Origin of the sequence: Bacillus salacetis (assembly GCF_003581585.1) — a bacterium.
GTDB classification, from domain to species: domain Bacteria; phylum Bacillota; class Bacilli; order Bacillales; family Bacillaceae_B; genus Rossellomorea; species Rossellomorea salacetis.
The window spans coordinates 1-23,660 of record NZ_QXIR01000017.1 but is presented as its reverse complement, the minus strand read 5'-3'; the positions used below and the strand labels follow the sequence as shown (position 1 = coordinate 23,660).

The following is a 23,660-nucleotide window of genomic DNA, read 5'->3' as shown; positions in this document are numbered from 1 at the left end:
ATGGTAAGATTAGTTTGATTAACTGTTGATAGGGGGAGGTCTCAGATGGATAAATATAAAGTAATTTTATTTGATTTAGACGGAACACTTTCAGACCCAAAGGTAGGAATAATTAAATCCGTTCAATATGCGTTACTTAAAATGGAGATTGTTGAGCCAGATATTGATAAATTAGAATGTTTTATTGGACCACCATTACAAGTTTCATTTGCTGAATACTACAATTTTGATGAGGCAAATTCACAAAAAGCAATTGATTTATATAGGGAGAGGTTTAAGGAAAAAGGAATGTTTGAAAATGAGTTATATTCAAATATTCCCTTGTTATTAAAATCGTTAAAAGAACAAGGGTTTACTTTAGTTGTTGCAACTTCGAAGCCTACTGTTTTCGCTGAGCAAATTCTAAAGTATTTTAATATTGACCAATATTTTGAACTTATTGTAGGGAGCAATCTTGATGGAACAAGAGCATCAAAAACTGAAATCATTCAATACATACTAGAAAAATATACTGAATATAAACTTGGAGACTTTATTATGATTGGGGATAGAAAGCACGATATTCTCGGCTCAATTAATACCGGAATTGACTCTATTGGAGTTACTTATGGATATGGTTCATTTGAAGAATTAAGACATTCTAACCCTACTTTTATTGTCGATAATGTTGACCAGTTAAAAGATATTCTGATGGGTAGCAAAGTGAAATAAATAGTATTTACTTACTCAACTAACGGGGGCGATTGCTGAATAATAAGCAGCCGCCCTGTTGTATGAGTATCGAGTAGCATTGGTAACATTGAAAGAAGGAAAGGGGTTTAACGTGATTACTTTTGAAAATAACGAAATAGATAAATGGGAGATTGAATTAGAAATTATGAATTCAAACTCTTCCTATAATCAGATGTCTAAAAATAAAAGCATTATTAACTACGATGATATCCTTTCTGAATATGAAGAATCCAAGAAGTTAAATACAACTCGACTGCTAATCAAGCAGGAGAATAATTACATAGGATTAGTGGATTATTGTATAAATAATCCCTCAGATAATACTCCTTGGATTAGTTTATTTGTAATTCATAAGCAATTTCAAGGGGAAGGAAATTCACTTGGAGTGTTTCAACAATTAGAAGACCTTATTAGAAAAGAAGGAAAGAAAAAATTACGTTTGGCAGTCCATGAGGAGAATGAGAAAGGAATTTTGTTTTGGACCAGGTTAGGTTTTAATAAGATTAAAGAAGTAATTTTCGAAGGAAAACCACACTATTGTTTAGAAATAGAAAAGAATCTATAAAATCTTGTTCAACAATCGGGGGCAATAACTGAAGATCAGCTAAATGATCCGACTATTGCCCTTCTTCAATTATTGGGCAGGTTAACGGAACAAAAACTACTACTGCATAAGATAATATTTCACCATTAAAACAGAAGCAGGTGTTATATGGCAAAAAGAAAAAAAGTAAAAGTCAAGATAGGAGATATTTTTTCAATAAGAATAGACGAGAACCGATTTTCCTACGGTCAAGTTCTCGCCATAGGAACAATTTGTGACTTTTTAATTATCTTTGATTTGGTAAGTGATAAGCATCCACCAGTCGAAGAAATTCCTAAAGAAAAAATTATTTTTCTTGTTCCAACAGTTGTATCAAGAATAGAGGATGGTTTATGGGAAGTGTTAGGAAATGAACCTACTCCAGAGATTCATTTTCCTCATTATAAAGAAGAAGCCGAAGAAGGATACCAGTTAATAGATTATTTAGGAAACATAATAAATAGTGAAAAAGAGATTATTGAACTAGACAAGGTAAAAGAATTAGTATCTAGGTCTCCATCTTCTGTTGAGAATGCAGCAAGAGCTAGATTCTTAGAACCTGAATGGGACAGTTATTATGATGACCTCATTTACGGTTCTTAGGCTATCTTCCATTATAGGGGGCGTTGATTTAAGAAGGATTAATGCTTTTTTTGTTAAAATTATGGGATTAACGGGCAGCATTCCTTTTAAGAAAGAGGTTGATGGTATGGAATACTGGTACTTAGCGGAAAATCCTTCGGAAAGAATTTATAGGAGACTAATAACGGTTCTGTGTGATAACTCAGATAAGTTCTATTTTGTGACAAGAAAAGAACTGAAATACAATCAAGAAGTAATTGCAAAGTTTAATCCGTACATTATAGAAAGTTATGAAACAAAGAAGTGGGCAAATACAATAACAAAAGGTCCAGCAGCGACGGTTTATGTAATTGAGCCAAACAAAGAAACCTGTAAACTATTAAAAGAATATGCAAATAATCTATATGAATGGGTAGCTCCAAGTTTACCTGAAGACTTAACATTTATAAAAAATAATTTTGCCTGGTTTTCCAGTACGACACACGAAGAATTTGGAAGTTTTTCAATTCGTTCAGATTATTACAGGAGTTTAGTAAGAGGGATTTACGGTTTAAAAGTACAAAAAGTAGAATAAATCTTAGTTGTGCTAACGGGGGCAATACCTGAAGATCAGCTAATTGATCCAGCTATTGCCCATCTTCAATTATTGGGCAGTTATGTTGAAGAAGGATTTTTGATTTGATTAACCGAATATATCCTATTAATAACATAAGGAGGTTCAGTCAATGGAAAAATCGACTTTTTATTGGGGCAGAAAGAATAAGGGGATAGCGACCGCCCTATAAAAACGTAATTCCCCTGTTTTGAAAGAGGGGTTCTTTTAATGAACAATATTGACTATAATCCTTTTCTAAGTATCAAAAACCCACAACCATTAGGACCTGGTTCCTTTGAAATGGCTTTACCGTTAGTTAAAGCATTAAACCTACAACCAGGAATGCGTGTATTAGAAATTGGAGCTGGTAGTGGACAAATTGCTGTTACCCTCGCAAAATATTGGAAGGTATCAGTCGTAACCTTAGAACCTTGGGAAGATTTAAATGTCATTCATAGTAATGCAAATATTGAAGGGGTAGGAAATCAAGTTCTCGCCTTGAAAGCATATGCCCAAAAATTACCCTTTGCGGACGGAACTTTCGATGCGGTTTTTAGTATTGGTTCCTTCTTTATGATTGGTGAAGACCGCCCTTCGGTGTTAAGGGAAATTATGCGTGTTATAAAACATAGAGGACACTTTGGAATTGCAGAGCCAATGTGTACAATGGATGATGCACCTAATGATATTACCAGCTATGACATTTACAAAAGTTATAAAGAATGGTTACGTACCGTTCAATGGAATTGCAGTCTGTTTAATCAAAACGGTTTTGAAATTATTGAAGCCTACTATTTTAAACATGGATTTCAAATGTGGGTTGATAATTTTAAATACTATGATGGTGAAAAAGATATCATTTTACAAGATGGAGGACGCTGGCTTTCTTCTGGATTAGTTGTCGGACAGAAAGGTTAAACAAGTGGGGTGGTGGGAACAAGTTTCCCATTGCCTTTTAACATTGATTGTTATTAGCTAACGGGGCAGCATTCCTGTAAAGAGCTAAGTTTGTGAACAAATGTACTTTAACTATAGGGGGCGTTAGTTGAAGATCCATCGAGTAGCTGATCTTCAGCTTTTTTTCTGTGTTCAGTTAAAGGGAGGTAAATTAAACAAAATTTTTAATGGTGACATTTTACAGGTTGGAAGGGAGGAAGTTTTTTGTTATATCATCCGAAATGGAGCAAAGCAAAGAAACGTTTAATGAGTTTTGTATGCGAATCTTTGCAGTCAAGAGTAGATTTTCATGTGATTAATTATCGAAAAGCACACGACCAGTTAGGTAGAGCTGTCATAACTGTTGATAAAGTAGAAATGTTAAGTATGTGTACAATTACTGCCGAAAGAGAAGAATATTATAGAGAAAGAGATATTCGCATTCAATTAGATGATTTTAGTAATGATAATGTTTTTAATAATCGAGCAATCCAAGAACAAGCACAAGAACAATTAAAAATGGAAAGTATTTATGCACAATATGATTTCTTTTCTGCTTTGGAAGAATATTTTAATTCACCAATTGAAGTATCTCTAAAGTCGAATGATTTGTTAACAAGAATATTGTGTATTTTGGACCGTCGTGTTGGGAAAAGAACTTTACGAAAAATGGAAGAATCAATATCTGAACAAAAAACATTAGTTCAGGTTTTTTATAAATTACGTTGTGACGCAGAAAATATATATTGGAGCGAATAAACAAAGCCATAACCTCCATAAAATAGGAAGTTACTTTTCTGCGATCTATCAACATTGAACTATAATAAGGCTATTAAATTAACGGGGTGTTTCAGAAGAAAGTAAGCTCTTTATTTTGAATCTTTTTCTTAAGTCTGCCGCTAAATTTGAAGTAATAAGAAATAAAAGCGAATGATCTAATCTACATAAATATGAGGTATCCAGATAAAAAGGGAATGACAGAGATAAAATCTTAATTAAATAATGAATGTAAATTTATCTGTGAGAAATGTTTTAACCTTAAATAATACCGTTAGGATATTCCGTTAAAGGGAGCGTTAATCCAATAACACCAATAAATCAAAGAGCCCAAATACACAAAGTTTCATTCGAAACTGTATATTTGGGCTCTTTGTGATTTAATTTAAAACAGGGTTTTAGTTTGTCAGAAGTCTTGCTATTATAACTGCACTTCAATCCAATGCGGGAAGTTTATTTCCAATAATGTGTGTCAATTGAATGACAGAAACTGTTTCATTTTATCTGGAGGTCGCAGGAGTCTTCTATACAAAAACAACAGCACATCGCAGCACCTCCATTTTTAAATTCTCAGGTCCATTAAGGGTATAATGATGGCAACTGGAACAACCATTGTTTGCGGAAAGCAAGGAGCGGAGGTGATTTCTTGTCGTCGAAGACGGTTTGTATTATTGGTGCGGGTGTGGGCGGGTTGACGTCGGCTGCCTATTTGGCGAAGGAAGGATATAAGGTGACGGTCCTTGAAAAAGCCACGACCGTTGGTGGTTCGGCGGGATGGTATATTCGCAAAAGAAGGAAGTTCCCGACAGGCGCAACGATTGCGTTTGGGTTGGAGGAAAAGGGCTTGTTGAGAACTTTGCTGAACGAGTTGGACATCGATCTGCCTGCAGAAGAACTGCTTCATCCCATGGATGTCATTTTACCGGAAGGGAAGGTTTCGATCGTTAAAAATCCAGCATTGTGGGAGCATGAACTGAAGGAAGCTTTTCATCCGAGAAGCGGGGATGTGGTGAGGTTCTGGGCGACTCTTCAACAAATAAGTGATGATGTTCTGGGTGTGACAGAAAGCAGGGTTTCTTTGCCCATCAGAAAACGATATGACTTAGGAACCCTGCCTCGTCATGCTGTACGGAATCCCAAATCAGTGGCCCGCCTGGCGAGATATGCGCTTTATACAGTCGAAGATTTAATGAAGAAATTTCATCTCGAATCCTATGAACCTCTCCGTCAATTACTGGACGCCCAGCTTCTTGATGCGGTGCAGACCGATGTCTCGAAGGCAGCACTGCTTCCATCAAGCCTGGCTCTGACCATTTACCGAAGAGGCAGTTTTTTTATAGAAAACGGGATGGGCCAGCTCGGGAAGGTACTGGCAAATCGAATCAAAGATCTTGGCGGTGAGATCTTGAAAGTGTCTCCGGTTGATAGCCTTCTATATGAAGAAACCCGGAAACAATGGAGTGTGACAAGCCGTAAATGCACTTCTTCCTTTGATGCTGTGATCAACAATTCAGGGATTTCCTTCGGGGAAGGAACGAGCTATGAGAGCGAGGACGAGTTTTCCTGGGGAGCCTTTAGAGTCGATGCTATTTTGTCTGCAGAAGGGTTGAGCAGGCAGTTAAAGGAAAGGAGATTACCTTTCGCTTATCAAATCGTCCCCAGTCTTGATTCTCCCTCTATTAGGGAAACCACCCATGGCCCCGTTTATGTCACCTTCAATCATGCTGTTAATCCGAAAGGTGAACCGGTTGAAGGGGAAGTGATGATGACGGTGTCGCTTCATACTGAACTGGGGATCTGGTCCAGATATACAGAGGATGAGTACAAGCGGATCAAGGAGCAGGTAACAAAAGAGACCCTGTCAGAGATCGAGAGAGTCATCCCGGTAAAAGAGAACCTGCTGTTTGCAGAAGCAGGCACACCCCTGACATATGAACGCTATATCGGCAAAAGAGCCGTCGGCGGCTTTCCGCTGACTGTGCGAAACGCCATCACCAAGCCGAAAAGCGTCCGGTCATCACAGCCGCAGCTCTACATCGTCGGCGAACAAGCCTTCCCGGGTCCGGGAACATTATCTTCCGCACTAAGCGGATATTATGCTGCGAGAAGCATTATGAAGGATCTTAAAAGACTTTCCAAATGGAAAAGATACTGAAACAAGATAACCGGTTCTGTTTTGAAGTACAAACTTCTAATTAACAAACGGAATTGTTGAGCTATTTGCAGATGAAAATCAATCATATTTGTATAAAAAACTGGTCAGAGGCTGATGTGCCTCTGACCGGTTTTTATATCGGGGGTTATTCAATTAACGCTCCCTTTACTTGAAGAATATCTTTATGAATTTGTAGTGAATTTTATATGTTTATCACCTAAAATAGTAATGTTTATATTCCACCTTGGGTGCATAACTAAATTATTGTTTTCATCCAATTCCAAAGCCATATGAATTTCATCATCTTCAGTTGTCAGAATAGCCACTCTTTTATTTTCAATATCTATATAAGGTTTTAAACTTTCTACCATTTCTATTTTCCAGTTAAAAAAGTTCATTATTCACCTCCAATTTCCTAACTATACCAATATAGCTATGCAAGAGTATTTAGCCAGTTCGTCTTCTACTAACCTCCCTCTACTTGCATATGTTAATAGTTGTCTTAAATACTAAAAATCATCACCGCAACTTGAAGGTTTATCCTCAACTTCAAAACTAACTAAGGATGGGGTTAGAAGAGAACCAAGTCCAAGAACAATTCCAATTCCTATTGATAAATAAAAATTACTAAAAGGTGAAATAAATCGAGGAAAGATTACCATAGGAAAAATAACTAAGATAGTAATTGTTAACCGCCCAGTTATTGTTACAAAGTATTCTTTGCCACAGGTATCACAACGGAGTGGCTGGAATAAATGCCCCCATAAATAACGATAAATATTTTTTCATTTAAATTTAGAATTACAGTTCTTGCAATGCTGCAAATCTTATGACCTCCCAGTTGTTCATTAGGCAATTTTGTTCATCAAAATTTCTTGTTTTTTGAAAAAAGCACTAACAATTAGACGAAAAACCAACTATTTAAGTTTCGGCTTATTCCGTTAACCTGCTCCGTTAATGGAAGATTCTGTTTTTTTATTTTATCATACATACTTACTTACCATATTTTTAAAAATATCTGTTATTTAAAATGTATTGGAAACCGCAGCAAATTTAGAAGAACAAAAAGTTCCGCCACCTCCATTTTGGGTTGCATTTTATTATACAAATTAAGCAAAAAAATTGGATGTGCATTTTTTAGTTTTGTACTCGAAAACCGCCCGTTAGGAACAGGATCCCTTTTTTTATTGACCTGATAGTAAAGCTGCTTCTGTTTTCTCCCAACTAAACTAATGTACTACGCTTAAAAAATGTAGGTTAAAAAGAAAGGACATTACCTGTAAGTAATTACACACACTCTCATCAATTCAGTCAAAGACTCGCTTGTCCAGAATGATAAAAAGAAGAACTTTGTGACTTTTAACATGGTCGGCGGAAATGAAGGGTATCAGGATGTGCCGAAAACGACGACCAAAAGGGATTTCGACTACAGTGAAATCTGGCAGGACAAAGATCATTACCGTGATCTTCTGAAAATAGTAGAAGATACCAGGGCAACAAATGGCGGGAAAGCGGTCGTGATTGCAGGGTATATGAATTACAAGCAGGCGACGGGAATTCATTATGAGGCAGGGGATGTCCAGGGAATACCGAAAGCCGATCAGTTCTTCTCAAGGATCGGAAAGACAGCCGGCTGGGTCGGTGATTTCGGGAAGAAAGATGAAGACCAGATCATCTGGACGGTCGATGTGCCAACTGCAGGAACCTACTCATTCGGCCTTGACTACGGCCATGACAATGGAGAAAGTCCGAATGGAAAGCTGACCGTCAATAACGCTGAAGTGGTGCCTTCCATCGATTTCAATGAGAAAACAGGATGGGGCAACCCGGTTGCAGCCAAATCCTATGAATTGGACCTGCAGGCAGGAAAGAATGAAATCATGCTGAGCCTGAATTCTAACAACCTATGGCTGAATGTGGACAGCATCACTCTTGAAAAAGGTGATTTCGCAAAAGAATACGAAGCTGAAGATGCTGAGCTGATCAGCTGTAAAGTCGACAAATACGGCCATGTCTTCAATTTTGAAACAGATGGCGATTACATTGAATTTGATGTGAACGTTAAAGAGGCAGGAACCTACCCGCTAAGCTTCCAGTATGGGGTTGAGCAGATTGATGTTTCGCGTAATCTATATGTGAATGGAGATCCCGTTAAGGACAAGGTTCTGTTGAAATCAACCGGAGGATGGGAGAACTTCCAGCCTTCCGCGGAAATCCCTGTTCCTTTAAAGGCAGGAGCCAAGAAAGTGGTCCTTAAAGTGGAAGATGTAAATGACACAGGAGCGAAGATTGATTACCTGTCTGTGGGAACTGACCGCTATCAGGCGGAAAAGGCAATCAGTGGATGGGAGCCTTCCCAGACGCCTTTGATAAAAGCCGCAGATGGGGCGCTGACTGAATTCAAGCAGCAAGGCGATTTTATGACTTTCACAAGGGATACGGATCAAGCTAAGGAGACCGGCATTTCCATCTATTACAAAAATCCGGGTGAAGAGACGGAAAGAAGCATTTTCATCAACGGAAAAAAAGCAGGAGTATTCATCCTGCCTCATACAGAAGGTGAAGGATTCCAAAAGGCTGAGTCTGTCGTCTATTTACCGCAGGGAACGAATGAGGTCATGGTGAAGATGGAAGAAGCAACGACCCCATCTGCAATCTCCGTGGATAAACTGACAATAGAAGACGATGTCTACGAAGCGGAGAAGGCTGAATTCGGCTGGAGCCCGGCAATGGAAAAAACAAGCCAGGTATCCATCTCTCCTGGATACACAGACAACTTTGGAAACAAAGGACAGCGAGTCATCTTTAACGTTGATAACGAGGAAGAAACGGATACACTCACCTTCAAATATAGAACGGGCAATAACCCGCAAGTCAATATCTATGTGGATGGAGAGCTGATACCGGCGAATAACTCTTATGTTGATGGAAAAACGATTTCCGAAAACATTTTCAGCAGCACACCAGGAGGATGGGGAGGAGCAATGGCTGAAAAGTCCATCAAAGCTTCGGTCCCTGCCGGGGAACATGAAGTGGTGTTCGAGCTGGCCTCCAACGGACAATACATCAACCTGGACAGCTTGACGGCAGGAGAAAAGGAATACCAGGTGGAGGATGCGTCATTCGGACCTGACGGCCATGGCATCTCTACAACGACAGGCCATGTCTATGACTTCAAGGACGAAAATGACTTCCTGGATTTCCAGGTGAAAGCAGGAGCGGCAGGCTCGTATGATCTTGTTTGGAAATACAACAATGATTCGGCCTCAAAGCGTGATGCCAGACGGAGTGTCTATATCAATGGAGAAAAGACAGAGGATATTACATTCCCTTCAAGCAATGGATGGCAGGAACTTGAAATGAAGAATATTTCTTTAAAAGAAGGAATCAATTCCATTAAGATAGCCGTTGAAAATATCGATGATGATGGCGTGAAGCTGGATTACCTGCAGGCCGGAGAGGAAAAATGGCATGCAGAATCAGTCAACACCCTTGCGCCAATGCACATCTATAAGGACACACTGCTCAATTTCGGCCATGTCGGGGATGAAGTCACATTTGAGGCAGACTTAGAAGAAGATGGGGAAACGAGCTTCATCTTCACCTATGCCAATGCCGGAGCGGACACGGAAAGAACCATTTACATCGATGGAGAGCCTGTGCTGGACGACAATGGAAATCCGTATACAGTCGTCTTTAAGGGAACAGGCAGCAAGGATTCCTACAGTGAAGACGGATATATCGTCCTGCCGGATGTGACTTCCGGTACCCATAGGATCACCTTGAAACAAGAAGAAGGCCAGAAGGGGTCGATCGATTTGCGGAGGATGACCATCGGCTTGTTCGATGAGCCGTCCGTCCGTCTCATGGATGCCGGACTTGCCGCGATGGGTGCCACACATATTGAAATCGGGACTGCGGAAAATTACGAAGAGGGACCGAATATGCTGGCTCACGAATATTATCCGAACCGCAGCAAAAAGATGAGTGAATCGCTTAAAGAGTCAATGAAGGATTACTACAAATTCTTTGCTGCTTATGAAAATCTCCTTTTTGACAGTAAAGAGACGGACAAAAATGTGGTTATCGAAAAAGAGAACACAGAAGTGAAAACAAGCACAAACGGCGAGCAGAACAGCATCTGGACAATCGCAAGGGACAATAAGGATAATGCAGGCTTTGAGGATTATGAAATTGTCCACCTGATCAACCTTCTCCAGAATGATTCCAACTGGAGGAATGCAGCAGCTAAACCGGAGAAACAAGAAAATTTGGTTGTCCGCTATCCTGTCGGGAAAACCAAAAAGGAACTCCGTGACTTACGTGTCTATGCAGCGAGCCCTGATGCAAAAGAAGGTCAGCTGCAGGAAATCCCGTTCACATGGCAGGACGATGAAATCGTGATCAGCCTGCCTGAGTTGGAGTATTGGCAAATGATCGTCATCGACCGGGATGGAGCGGAAAACAAAAAGGCGAAGAAGATAAAATTTTAATCAAAAAGAAACACAGCGGATTCCGCTGTGTTTCTTTATTGTATTCGCCTACAAAGTCTGTGTCTGATCAATCTGAAGCGGTTCATAGGTGATTTCGTATTCATCTGCTATTACCTTCATCATCCCATGATACTCCTCAAGCATTCCCTGGTATTCCAGCATCTTTTGATTCGCTTCTTCCATCACCTGTATGTCTTGCTTTTCCAGCGCTTCTTTTTGCAATTCGACCGATTCCAAGAACGTCTTCGTGGTCATTTTGATCTGCTCTGTCGGCTGTTCAAGCTCTGGGATGGGTGCTTCCAGCTTTTCTGCTTCGCTCACAGCTTCTTTATAAGCAGGCAGAACGTCTTGCTTGATGACCGCCAGCATGGTTGGGTCATCTGTGTAATTTTCTCCGGAAACAGACAATAACGAATTAAAAGCGACCGTTTCCAATTCTGAAATTTTGTGGATATCCTCTTCGATAAAAGCAATGATCACGTCTTGCTTATCTGTATCCGTTGGCATAGCTTCTTCATTTTCTGTAGTCGATAAAGTTTCTTTGTTTTCATCAGTGTCTGATACGGCATCTTCACTTTCATCCACAGGTGACACAGTTTCCGCATTTTCACTGGCTGGCTCAGGGGACGAGGTGTTAATCGAAATAAGACTGCAGCCGGACAAAAGAAAGATCATACTGAGGATCATGGGAATGTACTTCATAGCAGCTATCCTTTCTGGGGAAATTTGGTTTTGGTTATCCTATACCCTAAAAGGATCTTGTCCTAATCTGGAATACGGAAAAAATATTTAAGTAAGAATAAGATTTGTACTCTTTTCAGGGTAGAGAACCGTCCCCCATCATGCTACTATAGAGAAGGAAATTTAATAGGAAACAACTTTCATATAAATAGAGAAACCAAAGGAGACACAATCAAATGTCAGTCATACTGAACAACGCTAGAATTGAAAAAGACTTCCTGGGACCGAAGGAAGTACCTGAGCATGCTTATTATGGAATCCAGACGCTTCGTGCGGTGGAGAATTTTCCGATTACGGGCTATAAGATCCACCCGGAATTGATTAAAGCGATGGCGATGGTGAAGAAGGCGGCAGCCAAGGCGAACATGGATGTCGGCCGTCTTTATACAGGCATCGGGGAAGCGATTGTGAAAGCGGCAGATGAAATGATCGATGGTCAATGGCATGAACAGGTACTCGTCGACCCAATCCAGGGAGGCGCAGGGACTTCGTTCAACATGAACATCAATGAGATCCTGGCCAACCGCGCCCTTGAGTTCATGGGGGAAGAAAAAGGTTCTTATGGCCACTGCAGCCCGAACAGCCATGTCAATATGTCTCAGTCAACGAATGACGCGTTCCCGACAAGCATGCATATTGCGATTTTGAATCTGCTGGAGCAGCTGATCTCGACAATGGAGCGGATGCATGAGGCATTCAGCGCCAAAGCTCAGGAATTCAGCCATATCATCAAGATGGGGCGCACTCATCTTCAGGATGCGGTGCCAATCCGTCTCGGCCAGGAATTCGAAGCATACAGCCGTGTGATCGCAAGGGATATCAAGCGAATCAAGCAGACAAGGGAGCACCTTTATGAATTGAACATGGGTGCCACTGCCGTAGGGACAGGCCTTAATGCGTTTCCTAAGTATATCGAGCTTGTCATTCCTTATCTTGCGGAAATCAGCGGGCTTCCGTTCAAGGGCGCGGAACATCTTGTGGATGCGACACAGAATACGGATTCTTATACAGAAGTGTCCAGCAGCCTGAAGATCTGCATGGTCAACATGTCCAAGATTGCCAATGACCTTCGTTTGATGGCTTCCGGCCCAAGAGCAGGCCTTGGCGAGATTTCCCTGCCGGCAAGACAGCCTGGTTCTTCCATCATGCCAGGCAAGGTCAACCCTGTCATGCCGGAACTGATCAACCAGGTATCCTTCCAGGTGATCGGGAACGACCAGACGATTTCACTTGCATCCGAAGCGGGGCAGTTTGATCTGAACGTCATGGAGCCGGTCCTGATCTTCAATCTGCTTCAATCGATCAGCATCATGAACAATGCCTTTGATTCGTTCACAGAGTACTGTGTTAAAGGAATCGAAGCAAACGAAGAGAGAATGAAGGCGTATGTGGAGAAGAGTGTCGGCATCATTACGGCCGTCAATCCGCATATCGGCTATGAAGTCGCGTCAAGGATCGCAAGGGAAGCGATCTTGAACGGCGAACCGATTAGGGAGCTTTGCCTGAAGTACGATGTCCTTACAGAAGAAGAACTCGATCTGATTCTGAATCCTTACGAAATGACCGAACCCGGAATTGCCGGTGCGTCGCTGTTTGAAAGGGAATAATATTGTAATTACCATAGAAAAAGCCGACTCTTCTTCCAAAAAGGAAGGAGAGTCGGCTTTTTCTATGGTTGTCTGTAAGACAGGACATATAGCTATAGGGAAAGATGGCAAGGTGAAAAAGGAGCATACAAAAACCAGGTAGAGACCTACTTTATTATTTCCAATGATTCAATAACAACAAGCTACGATGTTCAGTAATTATAGAAGGTTATACTACCGTCCTTATCCTTTTTTCATCACGTTGATTGGAGTGGAAGGTGTGCGAGCTCCTGCGGGATTAGCGGGACAGGTGAGACCCCGCAAGCGAAGCTGAGGAGGCTCACCGCCCGCCCCGCGGAGTCGCGCACCTGGAGCGGAAATCAACATTCCTTACCTAAGCCTAGGTTTTAATGAATCTGAAGATTTTCAGTGCCCGTCATCTTGCCGGTCTTTTTTCTATGTGTTTTTTCTGTTTGATATAAAATCTTTCTTCTTACCTGCTTCTGTAAACAAAAATTGATATTCAGTTTATGTACGGGCGTTATACTTTGAAACGAATAACATGAAGGAGGAAAGTTGATGAAAAGATTACTGACCCCCATTACAGACTGGGTATCGACAAAGAGAGGGATGTGGCTCACGATCTTTTTCTGGGTCGTGCTGATGGCAGGATTGAGTGCCGGTCCAAAACTTGATGACTATAAAGTGAGCAATTTTCAATCCCTCCCAGATGAAGCGGCATCGATCATCGCTGAGGATAAAATAGAAGAATTATTCCCGAACGAGCAAGGGACGCCTGGCATTCTTGTTTTTCATAATGATTCAGGTGAGGTCAAATTAGATGAGGTCAATGAAATCCTAAAAGGAATCAAGGCGGAGAATATCAAAGGAATTGACCGAATCGTTGATATCAGCATGCTGCCGCCTCAGGCTGTGGAAGGGTTCATCTCCAAAGATGGGTCAACGGTGATTGTCCCGATGGAATTGGAAAAAGGGCTTGGCGGCAAAGCGTATTCAGAAATCAACGATAAGGCTTCACAAATTGGCAATGAGATTGCAGATACGTTTGAACATATGGAATTCTATATTACCGGACCGGCTGGAATAGCGGGAGATGCGACCAAGCTGTTTGAACAGGCAGATGTCGTATTGCTAATGGCAACCATTTTAATCGTATTGGTTTTGTTGATCGTTATATACCGTTCGCCTCTGTTAGCGTTCATTCCTCTTCTGGCAACGGCAATCGTCTATCAGGTGGTGAATCAGAGTGTGGCGCTGATGGGTGCTGCCGGCCTGGAAATCAATAACTCGACGACATCAATCATGAGTATCCTGCTGTTCGCGGCCGTCATTGATTATTCTTTATTTGTGTTCTCGCGTTACCGTGAGGGGCTCTACCAGGTTGAAAGTAAATATGATGCGATGAAGAGCGCTATGCGTGCCACAGGAGAGCCTGTCTTTTTTGCCGGCGGAACCGTGATGGCTGCGATGTTGATTTTATTCCTGGCTGACTTCCGTGATTATCAGAACTTTGCACCGGTGTTTGGATTGGCCATGTTCTTTATCATGGTGGCTTCGATCACTCTTGTGCCGGCGCTGTTCACTTTATTCGGACGCAAGTCGTTTTGGCCGAAGGTACCGAAATATGGCGGGAAAATCGGTGTAAAACATGCCTTTTGGGGATCAATTGCCAGGTTTGTTGTGAAAAAGCCATGGCTCAGCGGCGGTTTGACAGGGATTTTCCTTGTGGTGACAGCCATCAATGTAATGACTATTGATTTTGAGTTTGATACCGTGAAGAAATTCCCGGAAGACTTACCGTCCCGCGTTGGCTATGAGATTGTGGAATCCCAATTTGATAAGGGAGAGCTTGCCCCTTCTGCATTACTCATTGAAAGCGGCGATCTTTTAACAAAAGAAGAGACCGCTGAAATCAAAGCAGAACTGGAGACGTTTGACGAAATTGCCTCGGTCCGCACAGGCGGGCAAACAGAGGATGGAAAGGCAGTCAAGTACAGTGTGGCTTTATCCATAAATCCGTATTCGAAAGAGGCTATAGACTTTATGGAAGAGCTGAGGGAATCTACGCCTGATATGCTCCGGGATCTCTCTATCAAAGGAGAAGCGTATTATGGCGGAGTGACTCCAAAGCTTGTGGATGAAAGGTCCGTAAACAATAAAGATATCGTGACGATCGTGGTTCTCGAAACGGTCCTTATTCTCGGTCTCTTGGCAGCCATGACGCGTACCATCAGGATGCCACTATATATGATGGGGACGATCTTGCTTTCTTATGTTTCTGCATTGGGGCTTGGAAGCTTCCTGGTGGATGTGTTGTTTGGGTTTGATGCCATCAGTACCCGGGTGCCTGTATATGCGTTCATTTTCCTCGTGGCACTGGGCGTGGATTATAACATCATCCTTGTATCCCGTTTTATGGAGGAAAGGAAGGAGCATGGCGTCAAGAAAGCTCTCGAAATTGCGATGACAAATACAGGTGGAGTCATATCATCGGCAGGTATCATCCTGGCTGCAACCTTTGCCGCGCTGACGACGATGCCGATTGCTGATTTATTCGTGTTTGGATTCATTGTAGCGGTCGGGATCCTTATGGATACCTTCCTGGTGAGGGGAGTCCTGCTGCCAACCCTGATAATGGCATTTGAAAAGGATGATCAGACCTCTCATAATAGTCAATAGTATAAGTGCGGGGAAGTTTGTATTGCTGGGAGGTTGATTCATGAAAATTCTGGTGGTTGATGATGATGTCCATATTCAGAGGCTGGTTTCCATCCACTTAAGCGGCAAAGGATATAAGGTCGTTAAAGCGGATGATGGAGAGGAAGCCTTGCAGAAGGTAGAAGAGATGACATTCGATTTAGCGGTAGTCGATGTGATGATGCCGGGGATGGATGGATATGAACTGACAAAAATCTTAACAGAAGATTATGCGATTCCGGTGATCCTGCTGACCGCAAAGGGTCAGTTGGATGATAAGGAAAAGGGCTTCTTGTCAGGAACAGAAGATTATATTGTCAAGCCTTTCGAGGTAAAAGAGCTGTTATACCGAGTAGCTGTCGTCCTGCGGCGTGCGGGGCGGTCGATGGAAAGTATCATCACGGCAGGGAATGTGATGCTGGATAGAAAAAATTTTGAAGTGATGATTGATCAGGAAACTATTCTTTTTCCGTTGAAAGAGTTTGAACTATTGAGCATCCTTGCCTCCAGGGGACAAAGGATCGCGCCGCGTGCTTTATTGATTGAACAGATTTGGGGAGTGGATTATGAAGGAAGTGAACAAACCCTGAATACCCACATCAATCGGATCCGGGATCGATTAAAGAAATATGGGGCGACGGTGGAAGTTCAGACTGTCAGGGGGATTGGTTATAAGCTGGAGGTTAAAGGATGAGGACGCTTTACCGTAAATTCGTTGCGGCGGCCCTCTTGATTCTCACCATCAGTGTTCTTGTAGGGTTCATCCTGGCCAACTGGTTCTATATGTCCACAACCAAACAGAAGATTGACCGCCAGAATGTCGTCATTGCAGAAGAAATCGTTTCGGGCATAGAGAGGATGCACGGTCACCAAACAGCTTTGGCGCCTTATTTGGATTCGGTAGGGAAGCTTGGGTATCAGGTGCTCATCATGGACAAGGAAGGGGAAAAACAGTTTTTTGGAGCAGAGTTCTCTAAGACGGAGCTGCCCGAGGAAGCCATGAAGGTAGTGGATGAACAGAAGATTTACCACGGTATGAGTGAGGATTCCAATCAATCTTTTGTGATGGGGCACTTTTCTAATGATGTACGCAATACCGTCGGGGTCCCGTTCACTGCCGGTGGCGAGCAATATGCCTTATTCATGCGCCCGAATAACAAGCTCCTTTTCTCTGATATCCACATGATCCTTGCGTGGTTTATTTTAGCGGTTTCCGTTATCAGTATCATGGGGATGATCGGGTTTGCTAAACACTTGATCAAGCCCATTACGCAGCTGACGGAAGCCACAAAGGAATTGACTCGTGAGAATTTCAACTATGACTTGAGCATCAGCCGCAGGGATGAAATCGGGCAGCTGGCCGAAAGCTTTACAACCATGCAAAGACAATTACAGCATAATGATGAAGCAAGGAAAGCCTTTATTAGTAATGTGTCACATGATTTCCAATCACCCCTGATGAATATACAGGGCTATGCAGACTTATTGAAGTCAGATGTGCCCGAGGAAGAAAGGGTCCATTATCTGGAGATCATTAATGAGGAATCGAAAAGGCTTTCCCATTTGACGAAACAATTATTGATCATGACTTCCCTGGATCAAAAAGCCTATCCTATGAAGCTTTCGGAAGTCCAGGCAGATCAACAGATCAAACAAGTCATCCGTAAATATCAATGGCTCATTGAGGAAAAAGGGATAGAAGTTTCATACAATCTCGTTCCTTGTGTATTCAAATACGATTCCGAACTGATGATGAATGTCTGGGATAACCTCATGACCAATGCCATTAAGTACAGCAGGCATGGAGACGCCATCTGGATAGGACTGGCCGCAAAGGATACGGAGCTTATCGTGACATTTAAGGATACTGGGATTGGCATAGCTGATAGTGAGAGGGAACAGATCTTTGACCGCTTTTACCGGGTGGATGCAGCAAGGAAAAAGGGCGGCACCGGACTGGGTCTCTCCATTGTCAAACAGATCATTGATTTGCATAAGGGGAAAGTTGCTGTGGCAAGTAAAGAAGGGGAGGGGTCCATCTTCACGATTACCCTTCCTTCTATAGATAAATAATTATAATTGGGGGAATGGAGAATGGAACAAAAATGGAGTTTGCGTTTGATACGATTTGCTGCAATCTTTGGGCTCATCGGAGCGTTTCTGGGATCACATATGGCTGGTCAAATGGACTATGCCCTCAAGCCGATCCACACACATATTTTATTAGTAGGATGGCTTTCCGTATTCGCTTGGGGAATTTTCTATAAGGTATACACAATAAAATATAAGAAGCTTGTAGCCGTTCATAGTATCCTGGGGATGGCAGGGGCACTCGGCCTGACTTCCGGCATGTGGATGTATAACCTGAATCCCTTTGAACTAAGTGAAGCGGCTGTCACTGTATGGTTTGTCGTGGGAGGCAGCTTGCTACTGCTGGCCTTCCTATTATTTGTGGTGATGACATTCATGGTGGAGTAAAGAGAAGCATAGTTTAGTGCAATACTGAAAATCAGATAAAAGAAACAGACCCGTCAACTAGGCGGGTCTGTTGTCAATTTCACTTCCTGCTGCAGGAAATGAACATGGATGCGTCTTTCTTCATGAAAATATTGCTGCCATGATGGAAGGTCCTGATGGTGCTGGATGAAAGGCCGGCTTCGGATAATTTTTCTTGCAGCTCACTGTGTGAAAAACCGTTATGGACTTTCGGATGGCTGATTTGATCGTTCTTGTCAAAATCGACAATAATGAGCTTGCCGCCGTCGTTTAAAATGTTGAACATTTCCTTCAGGATCTTCTTCGTATCCGGGATATGAAGAAGGACCAGGGACATTAACACGATGTCTGCCTGGAGATCAGGGGTGGACTGGGTAAAATCAGCATAAAGGGCATCTGCGTTTGCGATTCCGTTTTTGGCGATTTTCGCTTTGGCTGTTTCAATCATTTGTTCCGATGAATCGACCAGCAGAACAGAGTTCACCAAATCGGTCAGTTCTAAACCGACGAGCCCGGTTCCGCTGCCGTAGTCAATTAACGATTTCGATCTGCTGTTTCGCAATTCATCCCTGACTTCCTTGACGACAACCTTGGCCAGTTCTATTCTCTCTACTGTATCGTATCTTTTGGCCATTTGTTCAAAAACGTTATTGTCCATTCATTCCACCTCATTTGTTATGACTCGTTAAAGATGTCTATAATCTTATCACAAATATCATGATGGGCGGTTCCGTCAAAATTAAGCAGGACGACTACCCCTAAATTAAGTTCAGGAACGATGCTCATGAGCGATCTGACGGCCATTTGCCCGCCGCCGTGTTCAACAACCTTGAGGCCGTTATAGCTGTCAGTGAACCATGCCAGTCCGTAGCTTCTGACGTCGCTGCCAAACCGCCACTCTTCGCTGACAAGGTGGAAGGGATGCTGCATGTCTTCCACTGATTCCGGACGCAGGATACCTGGTTTTTTTGATAAATGAAAGGCCAAGTATTTTGCTAAATCATGGGCGGTTGAATACAAATAGCCGATCGGGGCGGAAATCGAGTTTTTTGGGAAAGGAGTCTCTGTTCGTTCCTCACCCAGATAATACCTGGCACTGTTTTCGTCCTGTTCAACTTTAGCGGAATCGCCCGTTGTACGGTTCATATCGAGAGGGATGAGAATTTCCTCTTGAAGATGGGTTTCCCACTTTGAACCACTGACTTTTTCAAACAAGTCTGCAAGGATGACATAGGCATCAGTGCAGTAATTCCATCCCTCTCCAACAGGATACTCCAGCTCCACTTTTTGGAACCACCTGGTTATATCTTCCCTCGAGGTTATGCTTTTGATTTCGTCCTCTGTGAGTTGGTAGTGATCGAGTGCTTCCTGAAATTCAGTGGGTGTATCGGAAAAGATTTCTTTTACATTCGGGGCAATCATATTGGCGATGCCCAGATCTGAAGGGAAGCCGGCCGTGTGAGTCAGAATATGGCGGATAGTGATGATGTCGCTTTGCTGCTTATCTTTTGTCCTGAAGTACGGCAGGTGCCGGACGACCGGGTCATCTAAATTTATCAGGCCATTTTCCGCAAGCTTCATGAGGGAAAGGGCCATGAAGTTCTTTGAAATGCTTTGAATGCTCATCAACGTATCCCCATCGATGGGCTTCTTTTCCGGATGGGTCCGGGAATGGCCGAATCCCTTCGAGTAAATGATCTCCGAATCCTTGACGATGGCGGCACTCAGGCCGGTGCCATTTTGGTCAAGAAGGATTTGGTTGATGTATTGCGTTATTTGTTTAAGTTTGTTTTCGGCAGGTAGGTGCATACTTTCTCCATTCTATTGGTTTCTATTGTTGGAATTATCCGATTTCTTACCTATCTTAACACAAGACAGCTTTCCTTTTCGGTATATCTATTTCGGTACTAGAAATAAGTCCGAAACTAAAGTAGACTATATCAAAGGATTGAATGCATCTTTAGGACCTAAAACAATGCAGAGGACCAGATGGTTTAATATAAAATTCGCAATACAGTAAGGAAGGGATACAACATGCCGGAATTATCAGGAATACTGCCTGCAGTGAAAAGCATGAAAGAATTTGATAAATTGCTGGAGAGCGACCATAAATACATCATTTTGCTGGAAACCCGGCTTTCCCAGCTGCCAAGCATGGCCAGCTACGCCCGGAAAGCAAATAAGAAACTGATTGTTCACGTCGATCTTGTACAAGGCCTGAAAACGGATGAATACGGGATGGAATTCTTAATAAGGGTGATCAAGGTCGATGGAATCATTTCAACAAGAGGGAATGCCATCGCCATTGCCAAGAAAAACAACCTGATTGCCATCCAGAGATTATTCCTGCTCGACAGCCATGCGCTCGAGCACAACTTGAAAATCATCAACAATGTTCAGCCTGATTACATTGAGGTACTTCCGGGGCTGATCCCGAAAATCATCCAAGAAGTGAATCGGGCCACCAATATTCCTGTGATTGCAGGGGGCTTGATCAGGAACGAAGAAGACATTGAGGCTGCATACGAGGGCGGGGCGATCGCCGTAACGACCTCTAACCACTCGCTTGTATGGGAGTAACAGGAACAACAAAAATCTTTTCAAATTTGTGTTTCTTATGTTATAATACGGGTACATGTTAATACATCGGACGGAGAATTTGAGAGACCGCAATCGACCTATAACTATATTATGGGTTGGTTTGCGGTCTCTTTTTTTTCGCCTCAGTATAAATAAGGAGAGATAATCATGTCTTTTTCAAGCTTGGATAGAAACGAATTTTATAAAGAAATGAAAAGCGCGTCCCTTGATGTACTGGTCATCGGGGGAGGGATCACCGGTGCCGGGATCGCCCTGGATGCAAGCGTCAGAGGGATGAAAACGGGGCTTGTGGAAATGCAGGATTTCGCTGCAGGTACTTCAAGCCGGTCAACGAAGCTCGTGCATGGGGGCCTCCGTTATTTAAAGCAATTTGAAATCAGGGTCGTGGCTGAAGTCGGGAAAGAAAGGGCAATCGTATACGAAAATGCCCCGCATGTCACGACACCCGAATGGATGATGCTCCCTTTTTATAAAGGAGGGACCTTTGGCCCGCTGTCCACGAATATCGGCTTACGGGTGTACGATTTTCTTGCGGGAGTGAAGAAAAGCGAAAGGCGGAAGATGTTTTCAGCCGCGGAAGCACTGAAGCGTGAGCCGTTGCTGAAGAAGGACGGCATTAAAGGGGCGGGTTATTATGTGGAGTATAAGACAGATGATGCCCGCTTGACGATCGAAGTCCTGAAAAAAGCCGTTGAAAAAGGTGCCATTGCCTTGAATTACTCGAAAGTGGAGAAGCTGATATATGATCAAAACGGCAAGGTGGCCGGTGTCGGGCTTGTGGATCAAATCGACGGCTCGAAGCATCAGGTATATGCCAAAAAGATTGTCAATGCGGCAGGCCCATGGGTGGATACGCTTCGGGAAAAGGATAACTCGAAAAAAGGAAAGACACTTCAATTGACGAAAGGGATCCATCTCGTTTTTGACGGCAGCCGTTTCCCTCTGAAGCAAGCAATCTATTTCGATACGCCTGACGGACGGATGGTGTTTGCGATTCCGCGTGAAGGCAAAACCTATGTCGGTACGACGGATACCGTTTACAAGGGTGACATCAGCCATCCGACGATGACCTTTGCTGACAGGGACTATGTTCTGAATGCGATTGACTTCATGTTCCCTGATGTGAATATCACAGCGGAAGATATCGAATCAAGCTGGGCGGGGCTGCGTCCATTGATCTTGGAGGAAGGGAAGGATCCTTCTGAAATCTCACGCAAAGATGAAATTTTCATTTCGGATTCCGGATTCATTTCGATTGCCGGCGGGAAGCTGACCGGCTACAGAAAAATGGCAGAGAGTGTCGTGGATCTGGTGGCAAAGCAGCTGAAGGAAGAAGAGGGATCGGCTTTTGGTGAAATTGCGACCAAGCACCTGGCACTATCCGGCGGTGATGTTGGGGGATCAAAAGGATATCCGGGATTCGTTAAGAAAAAGACTGAAGAAGCGGCAGATCTGGACATTGATCCGGTCATGGCAAGAACCCTGGTGAACCGATATGGATCGAACATCGATAAGGTGCTGGATCTGTATCTGGAAGGCAGGGACCCTGCAGTAAACGAGGGCTTGGAGCCTGTAGTGTATGCCGTCGTGAACTATGCGCTTGCCTATGAAATGGCATATAAACCAGTTGATATATTCATCAGACGGACAGGAGCATTGTTTTTCCATATTGACTGGGTCCGCCAGCATAAAGAGCCTGTCATTCAGTACCTGAAAAGGGTGTTCAACTGGAGTGAAGAACAGGCGGAGGAGTATACGCAGGAACTTGATGTCCTTCTTCATGAAGCGGTCACGCCTGTGGAAGGGTAAGGGAAAACTGCTTTACGTAATATGAAGGCTGACCTGTGCATTGCATGGGTCAGTTTTTTTTATATCGTAACCGCTCATTTCAACTTGGACAACGAAGATCATCCGTGAAGAATAAAGAGCCGCTAGGTAATTTTATTATTAAGGGGTTCCGTTCAGGGAGAGAAAATAGTAAATAGTACTATAAATAGCAGGCTAATTCGCATACGGATTAGACCTGCTTTATTTGTTGTTTTATCAATGTTTTCATCAAATTCAGGGGTGAATTAGCACTTCAAATAGCACCTTAATTAACAATCGTACAATAATTATTGTGTTAACTGACTTTCCTATTTGCATCCTGTTCTTGTGGATATGAGCCTTTATTGAGGAATTGTGTGCTACACTTGTAAATAATGGATATTTTATTAAAGGGCAGTTTAGCTGAACTAGGAAGATGATGAACACAAAGGGGTGTGAGTGTTGAAAGTGATAAAAATGCTATTAATTACTGTGAGTTTGTCGCTTGCTTTAGTGGGATGTGGTATGGCTGATGGGGGAAAAGTGACCGCCCGAGACGTACTGAAACAAAGTGATGATGCAGATATTATACAGTATCAAGGTTTTATTTATAACAATGTTACTAACCTGGAGTGGTTTAAGGATGGTGGAGATGTTCCATTTTCTAAAGAGCATCTCCTGGGAGAAGTGAAAAAACAAACAAAGAACAGCTGGTTGTTTAATGACTTTAGTGCAACCAAATTACCAAAAGGGACAAAGGTTTATTCAAATACTGAAGAGGTTAAAGGGTTTCTTTTCGTTGAATATGAAGGAGATGAGTTGTATTATATGCAGCTTCTTGAAGGTTAAGTAATACTCA

Annotated in this window: 20 protein-coding genes; 16 read left to right on the top strand and 4 right to left on the bottom strand. The window is 42.6% G+C overall.

What is annotated here, in order from left to right:
- Positions 1-45 precede the first annotated feature (45 nt).
- The 7 genes from D3H55_RS13020 to D3H55_RS12990 all read left to right on the top strand — a co-directional run bounded on the left by D3H55_RS13020 (position 46) and on the right by D3H55_RS12990 (position 6,360).
- Positions 46-711 carry an HAD family hydrolase gene (locus D3H55_RS13020; protein ID WP_119547344.1) on the top strand — a complete coding sequence of 222 codons (666 nt, stop codon included), beginning with the start codon at positions 46-48 and terminating at the stop codon, positions 709-711.
- 58 nt (positions 712-769) lie between these two features.
- On the top strand, positions 770-1,297 hold the full coding sequence (locus D3H55_RS13015; protein WP_168413074.1) for a GNAT family N-acetyltransferase: 528 nt from the start codon (positions 770-772) through the stop codon (positions 1,295-1,297).
- A gap of 147 nt (positions 1,298-1,444) precedes the next feature.
- Positions 1,445-1,918 (top strand): Imm26 family immunity protein, encoded by a 474-nt coding sequence (locus D3H55_RS13010; RefSeq protein WP_119547342.1) that lies wholly within the window; start codon positions 1,445-1,447, stop codon positions 1,916-1,918.
- Positions 1,896-2,471 carry a hypothetical protein gene (locus D3H55_RS13005; protein WP_168413073.1) on the top strand — a complete coding sequence of 192 codons (576 nt, stop codon included), beginning with the start codon at positions 1,896-1,898 and terminating at the stop codon, positions 2,469-2,471. Before D3H55_RS13010 ends, D3H55_RS13005 begins: the two co-directional genes overlap by 23 nt.
- Positions 2,472-2,720: 249 nt before the next feature.
- Positions 2,721-3,410: a class I SAM-dependent methyltransferase gene (locus tag D3H55_RS13000; protein ID WP_119547340.1), complete on the top strand. Its 690-nt coding sequence runs from the start codon at positions 2,721-2,723 to the stop codon at positions 3,408-3,410.
- A 243-nt stretch (positions 3,411-3,653) separates the two neighbouring features.
- Entirely contained in the window at positions 3,654-4,187 is a 534-nt protein-coding gene (locus D3H55_RS12995) for an SF0329 family protein (RefSeq protein WP_119547339.1), read from the top strand.
- A gap of 664 nt (positions 4,188-4,851) precedes the next feature.
- The gene (locus tag D3H55_RS12990; protein WP_168413072.1) at positions 4,852-6,360 is read left to right on the top strand and encodes a phytoene desaturase family protein; all 1,509 of its coding nucleotides are present in this window, start codon (positions 4,852-4,854) and stop codon (positions 6,358-6,360) included.
- 182 nt (positions 6,361-6,542) lie between these two features.
- Here D3H55_RS12990 and D3H55_RS12985 read toward each other — a convergent pair whose 3' ends face one another.
- The gene (locus tag D3H55_RS12985) at positions 6,543-6,758 is read right to left on the bottom strand and encodes a hypothetical protein (protein ID WP_119547337.1); all 216 of its coding nucleotides are present in this window, start codon (positions 6,756-6,758) and stop codon (positions 6,543-6,545) included.
- An 888-nt stretch (positions 6,759-7,646) separates the two neighbouring features.
- Between D3H55_RS12985 and D3H55_RS12980 the strand changes: the two genes are divergently transcribed.
- Positions 7,647-10,853, top strand: coding sequence for a glycoside hydrolase family 66 protein (locus D3H55_RS12980; RefSeq protein ID WP_338067942.1), 3,207 nt, complete (start codon positions 7,647-7,649; stop codon positions 10,851-10,853).
- A gap of 48 nt (positions 10,854-10,901) precedes the next feature.
- Here the strand turns inward: D3H55_RS12980 and D3H55_RS12975 are convergent, their stop codons facing one another.
- Entirely contained in the window at positions 10,902-11,528 is a 627-nt protein-coding gene (locus tag D3H55_RS12975) for a hypothetical protein (RefSeq protein WP_168413071.1), read from the bottom strand.
- A gap of 242 nt (positions 11,529-11,770) precedes the next feature.
- On the opposite strand from D3H55_RS12975, the gene aspA reads away from it, so the two are divergent.
- From aspA to D3H55_RS12945, 5 genes are all read left to right on the top strand, one after another.
- Complete coding sequence (gene aspA, locus D3H55_RS12970) at positions 11,771-13,201, top strand: aspartate ammonia-lyase (protein ID WP_119547334.1); 1,431 nt, start codon at positions 11,771-11,773, stop codon at positions 13,199-13,201.
- A 558-nt stretch (positions 13,202-13,759) separates the two neighbouring features.
- Positions 13,760-15,880 carry an MMPL family transporter gene (locus D3H55_RS12960; protein ID WP_119547333.1) on the top strand — a complete coding sequence of 707 codons (2,121 nt, stop codon included), beginning with the start codon at positions 13,760-13,762 and terminating at the stop codon, positions 15,878-15,880.
- 40 nt (positions 15,881-15,920) lie between these two features.
- Positions 15,921-16,592 (top strand): response regulator transcription factor, encoded by a 672-nt coding sequence (locus D3H55_RS12955; protein WP_119547332.1) that lies wholly within the window; start codon positions 15,921-15,923, stop codon positions 16,590-16,592.
- Complete coding sequence (locus tag D3H55_RS12950; protein WP_119547331.1) at positions 16,589-17,971, top strand: ATP-binding protein; 1,383 nt, start codon at positions 16,589-16,591, stop codon at positions 17,969-17,971. The genes D3H55_RS12955 and D3H55_RS12950 overlap by 4 nt, the downstream gene beginning before the upstream one ends.
- A gap of 21 nt (positions 17,972-17,992) precedes the next feature.
- Positions 17,993-18,376 carry a hypothetical protein gene (locus D3H55_RS12945; RefSeq protein ID WP_119547330.1) on the top strand — a complete coding sequence of 128 codons (384 nt, stop codon included), beginning with the start codon at positions 17,993-17,995 and terminating at the stop codon, positions 18,374-18,376.
- 79 nt (positions 18,377-18,455) lie between these two features.
- Here the strand turns inward: D3H55_RS12945 and D3H55_RS12940 are convergent, their stop codons facing one another.
- On the bottom strand, positions 18,456-19,052 hold the full coding sequence (locus D3H55_RS12940) for a class I SAM-dependent methyltransferase (RefSeq protein WP_119547329.1): 597 nt from the start codon (positions 19,050-19,052) through the stop codon (positions 18,456-18,458).
- Between the two features lie 17 nt (positions 19,053-19,069).
- Positions 19,070-20,203 carry a serine hydrolase domain-containing protein gene (locus tag D3H55_RS12935; protein WP_119547328.1) on the bottom strand — a complete coding sequence of 378 codons (1,134 nt, stop codon included), beginning with the start codon at positions 20,201-20,203 and terminating at the stop codon, positions 19,070-19,072.
- A 225-nt stretch (positions 20,204-20,428) separates the two neighbouring features.
- On the opposite strand from D3H55_RS12935, the gene D3H55_RS12930 reads away from it, so the two are divergent.
- From D3H55_RS12930 to D3H55_RS12920, 3 genes are all read left to right on the top strand, one after another.
- The gene (locus D3H55_RS12930) at positions 20,429-20,974 is read left to right on the top strand and encodes a glycerol-3-phosphate responsive antiterminator (RefSeq protein ID WP_119547327.1); all 546 of its coding nucleotides are present in this window, start codon (positions 20,429-20,431) and stop codon (positions 20,972-20,974) included.
- Between the two features lie 168 nt (positions 20,975-21,142).
- Positions 21,143-22,804, top strand: coding sequence for a glycerol-3-phosphate dehydrogenase/oxidase (locus D3H55_RS12925; protein WP_119547326.1), 1,662 nt, complete (start codon positions 21,143-21,145; stop codon positions 22,802-22,804).
- A gap of 459 nt (positions 22,805-23,263) precedes the next feature.
- Positions 23,264-23,650, top strand: a complete 387-nt coding sequence (locus D3H55_RS12920) for a hypothetical protein (RefSeq protein ID WP_119547325.1) — start codon at positions 23,264-23,266, stop codon at positions 23,648-23,650.
- Positions 23,651-23,660: the final 10 nt, after the last annotated feature.

What these genes read in the sequence shown, in the direction of transcription:
- aspA (WP_119547334.1), top strand. Translation starts at nt 11,771, where the DNA reads ATGTCAGTCATACTGAACAACGCTAGAATTGAAAAAGACTTCCTGGGA.
- D3H55_RS13005 (WP_168413073.1), top strand. Translation starts at nt 1,896, where the DNA reads ATGACCTCATTTACGGTTCTTAGGCTATCTTCCATTATAGGGGGCGTT.
- D3H55_RS12930 (WP_119547327.1), top strand. Translation starts at nt 20,429, where the DNA reads ATGCCGGAATTATCAGGAATACTGCCTGCAGTGAAAAGCATGAAAGAA.
- D3H55_RS13020 (WP_119547344.1), top strand. Translation starts at nt 46, where the DNA reads ATGGATAAATATAAAGTAATTTTATTTGATTTAGACGGAACACTTTCA.
- D3H55_RS12935 (WP_119547328.1), bottom strand. Translation starts at nt 20,203, where the DNA reads ATGCACCTACCTGCCGAAAACAAACTTAAACAAATAACGCAATACATC.
- D3H55_RS12975 (WP_168413071.1), bottom strand. Translation starts at nt 11,528, where the DNA reads ATGATCTTTCTTTTGTCCGGCTGCAGTCTTATTTCGATTAACACCTCG.
- D3H55_RS12960 (WP_119547333.1), top strand. Translation starts at nt 13,760, where the DNA reads ATGAAAAGATTACTGACCCCCATTACAGACTGGGTATCGACAAAGAGA.
- D3H55_RS13000 (WP_119547340.1), top strand. Translation starts at nt 2,721, where the DNA reads ATGAACAATATTGACTATAATCCTTTTCTAAGTATCAAAAACCCACAA.
- D3H55_RS12955 (WP_119547332.1), top strand. Translation starts at nt 15,921, where the DNA reads ATGAAAATTCTGGTGGTTGATGATGATGTCCATATTCAGAGGCTGGTT.
- D3H55_RS12950 (WP_119547331.1), top strand. Translation starts at nt 16,589, where the DNA reads ATGAGGACGCTTTACCGTAAATTCGTTGCGGCGGCCCTCTTGATTCTC.
- D3H55_RS12945 (WP_119547330.1), top strand. Translation starts at nt 17,993, where the DNA reads ATGGAACAAAAATGGAGTTTGCGTTTGATACGATTTGCTGCAATCTTT.
- D3H55_RS13010 (WP_119547342.1), top strand. Translation starts at nt 1,445, where the DNA reads ATGGCAAAAAGAAAAAAAGTAAAAGTCAAGATAGGAGATATTTTTTCA.
- D3H55_RS12940 (WP_119547329.1), bottom strand. Translation starts at nt 19,052, where the DNA reads ATGGACAATAACGTTTTTGAACAAATGGCCAAAAGATACGATACAGTA.
- D3H55_RS12985 (WP_119547337.1), bottom strand. Translation starts at nt 6,758, where the DNA reads ATGAACTTTTTTAACTGGAAAATAGAAATGGTAGAAAGTTTAAAACCT.
- D3H55_RS12925 (WP_119547326.1), top strand. Translation starts at nt 21,143, where the DNA reads ATGTCTTTTTCAAGCTTGGATAGAAACGAATTTTATAAAGAAATGAAA.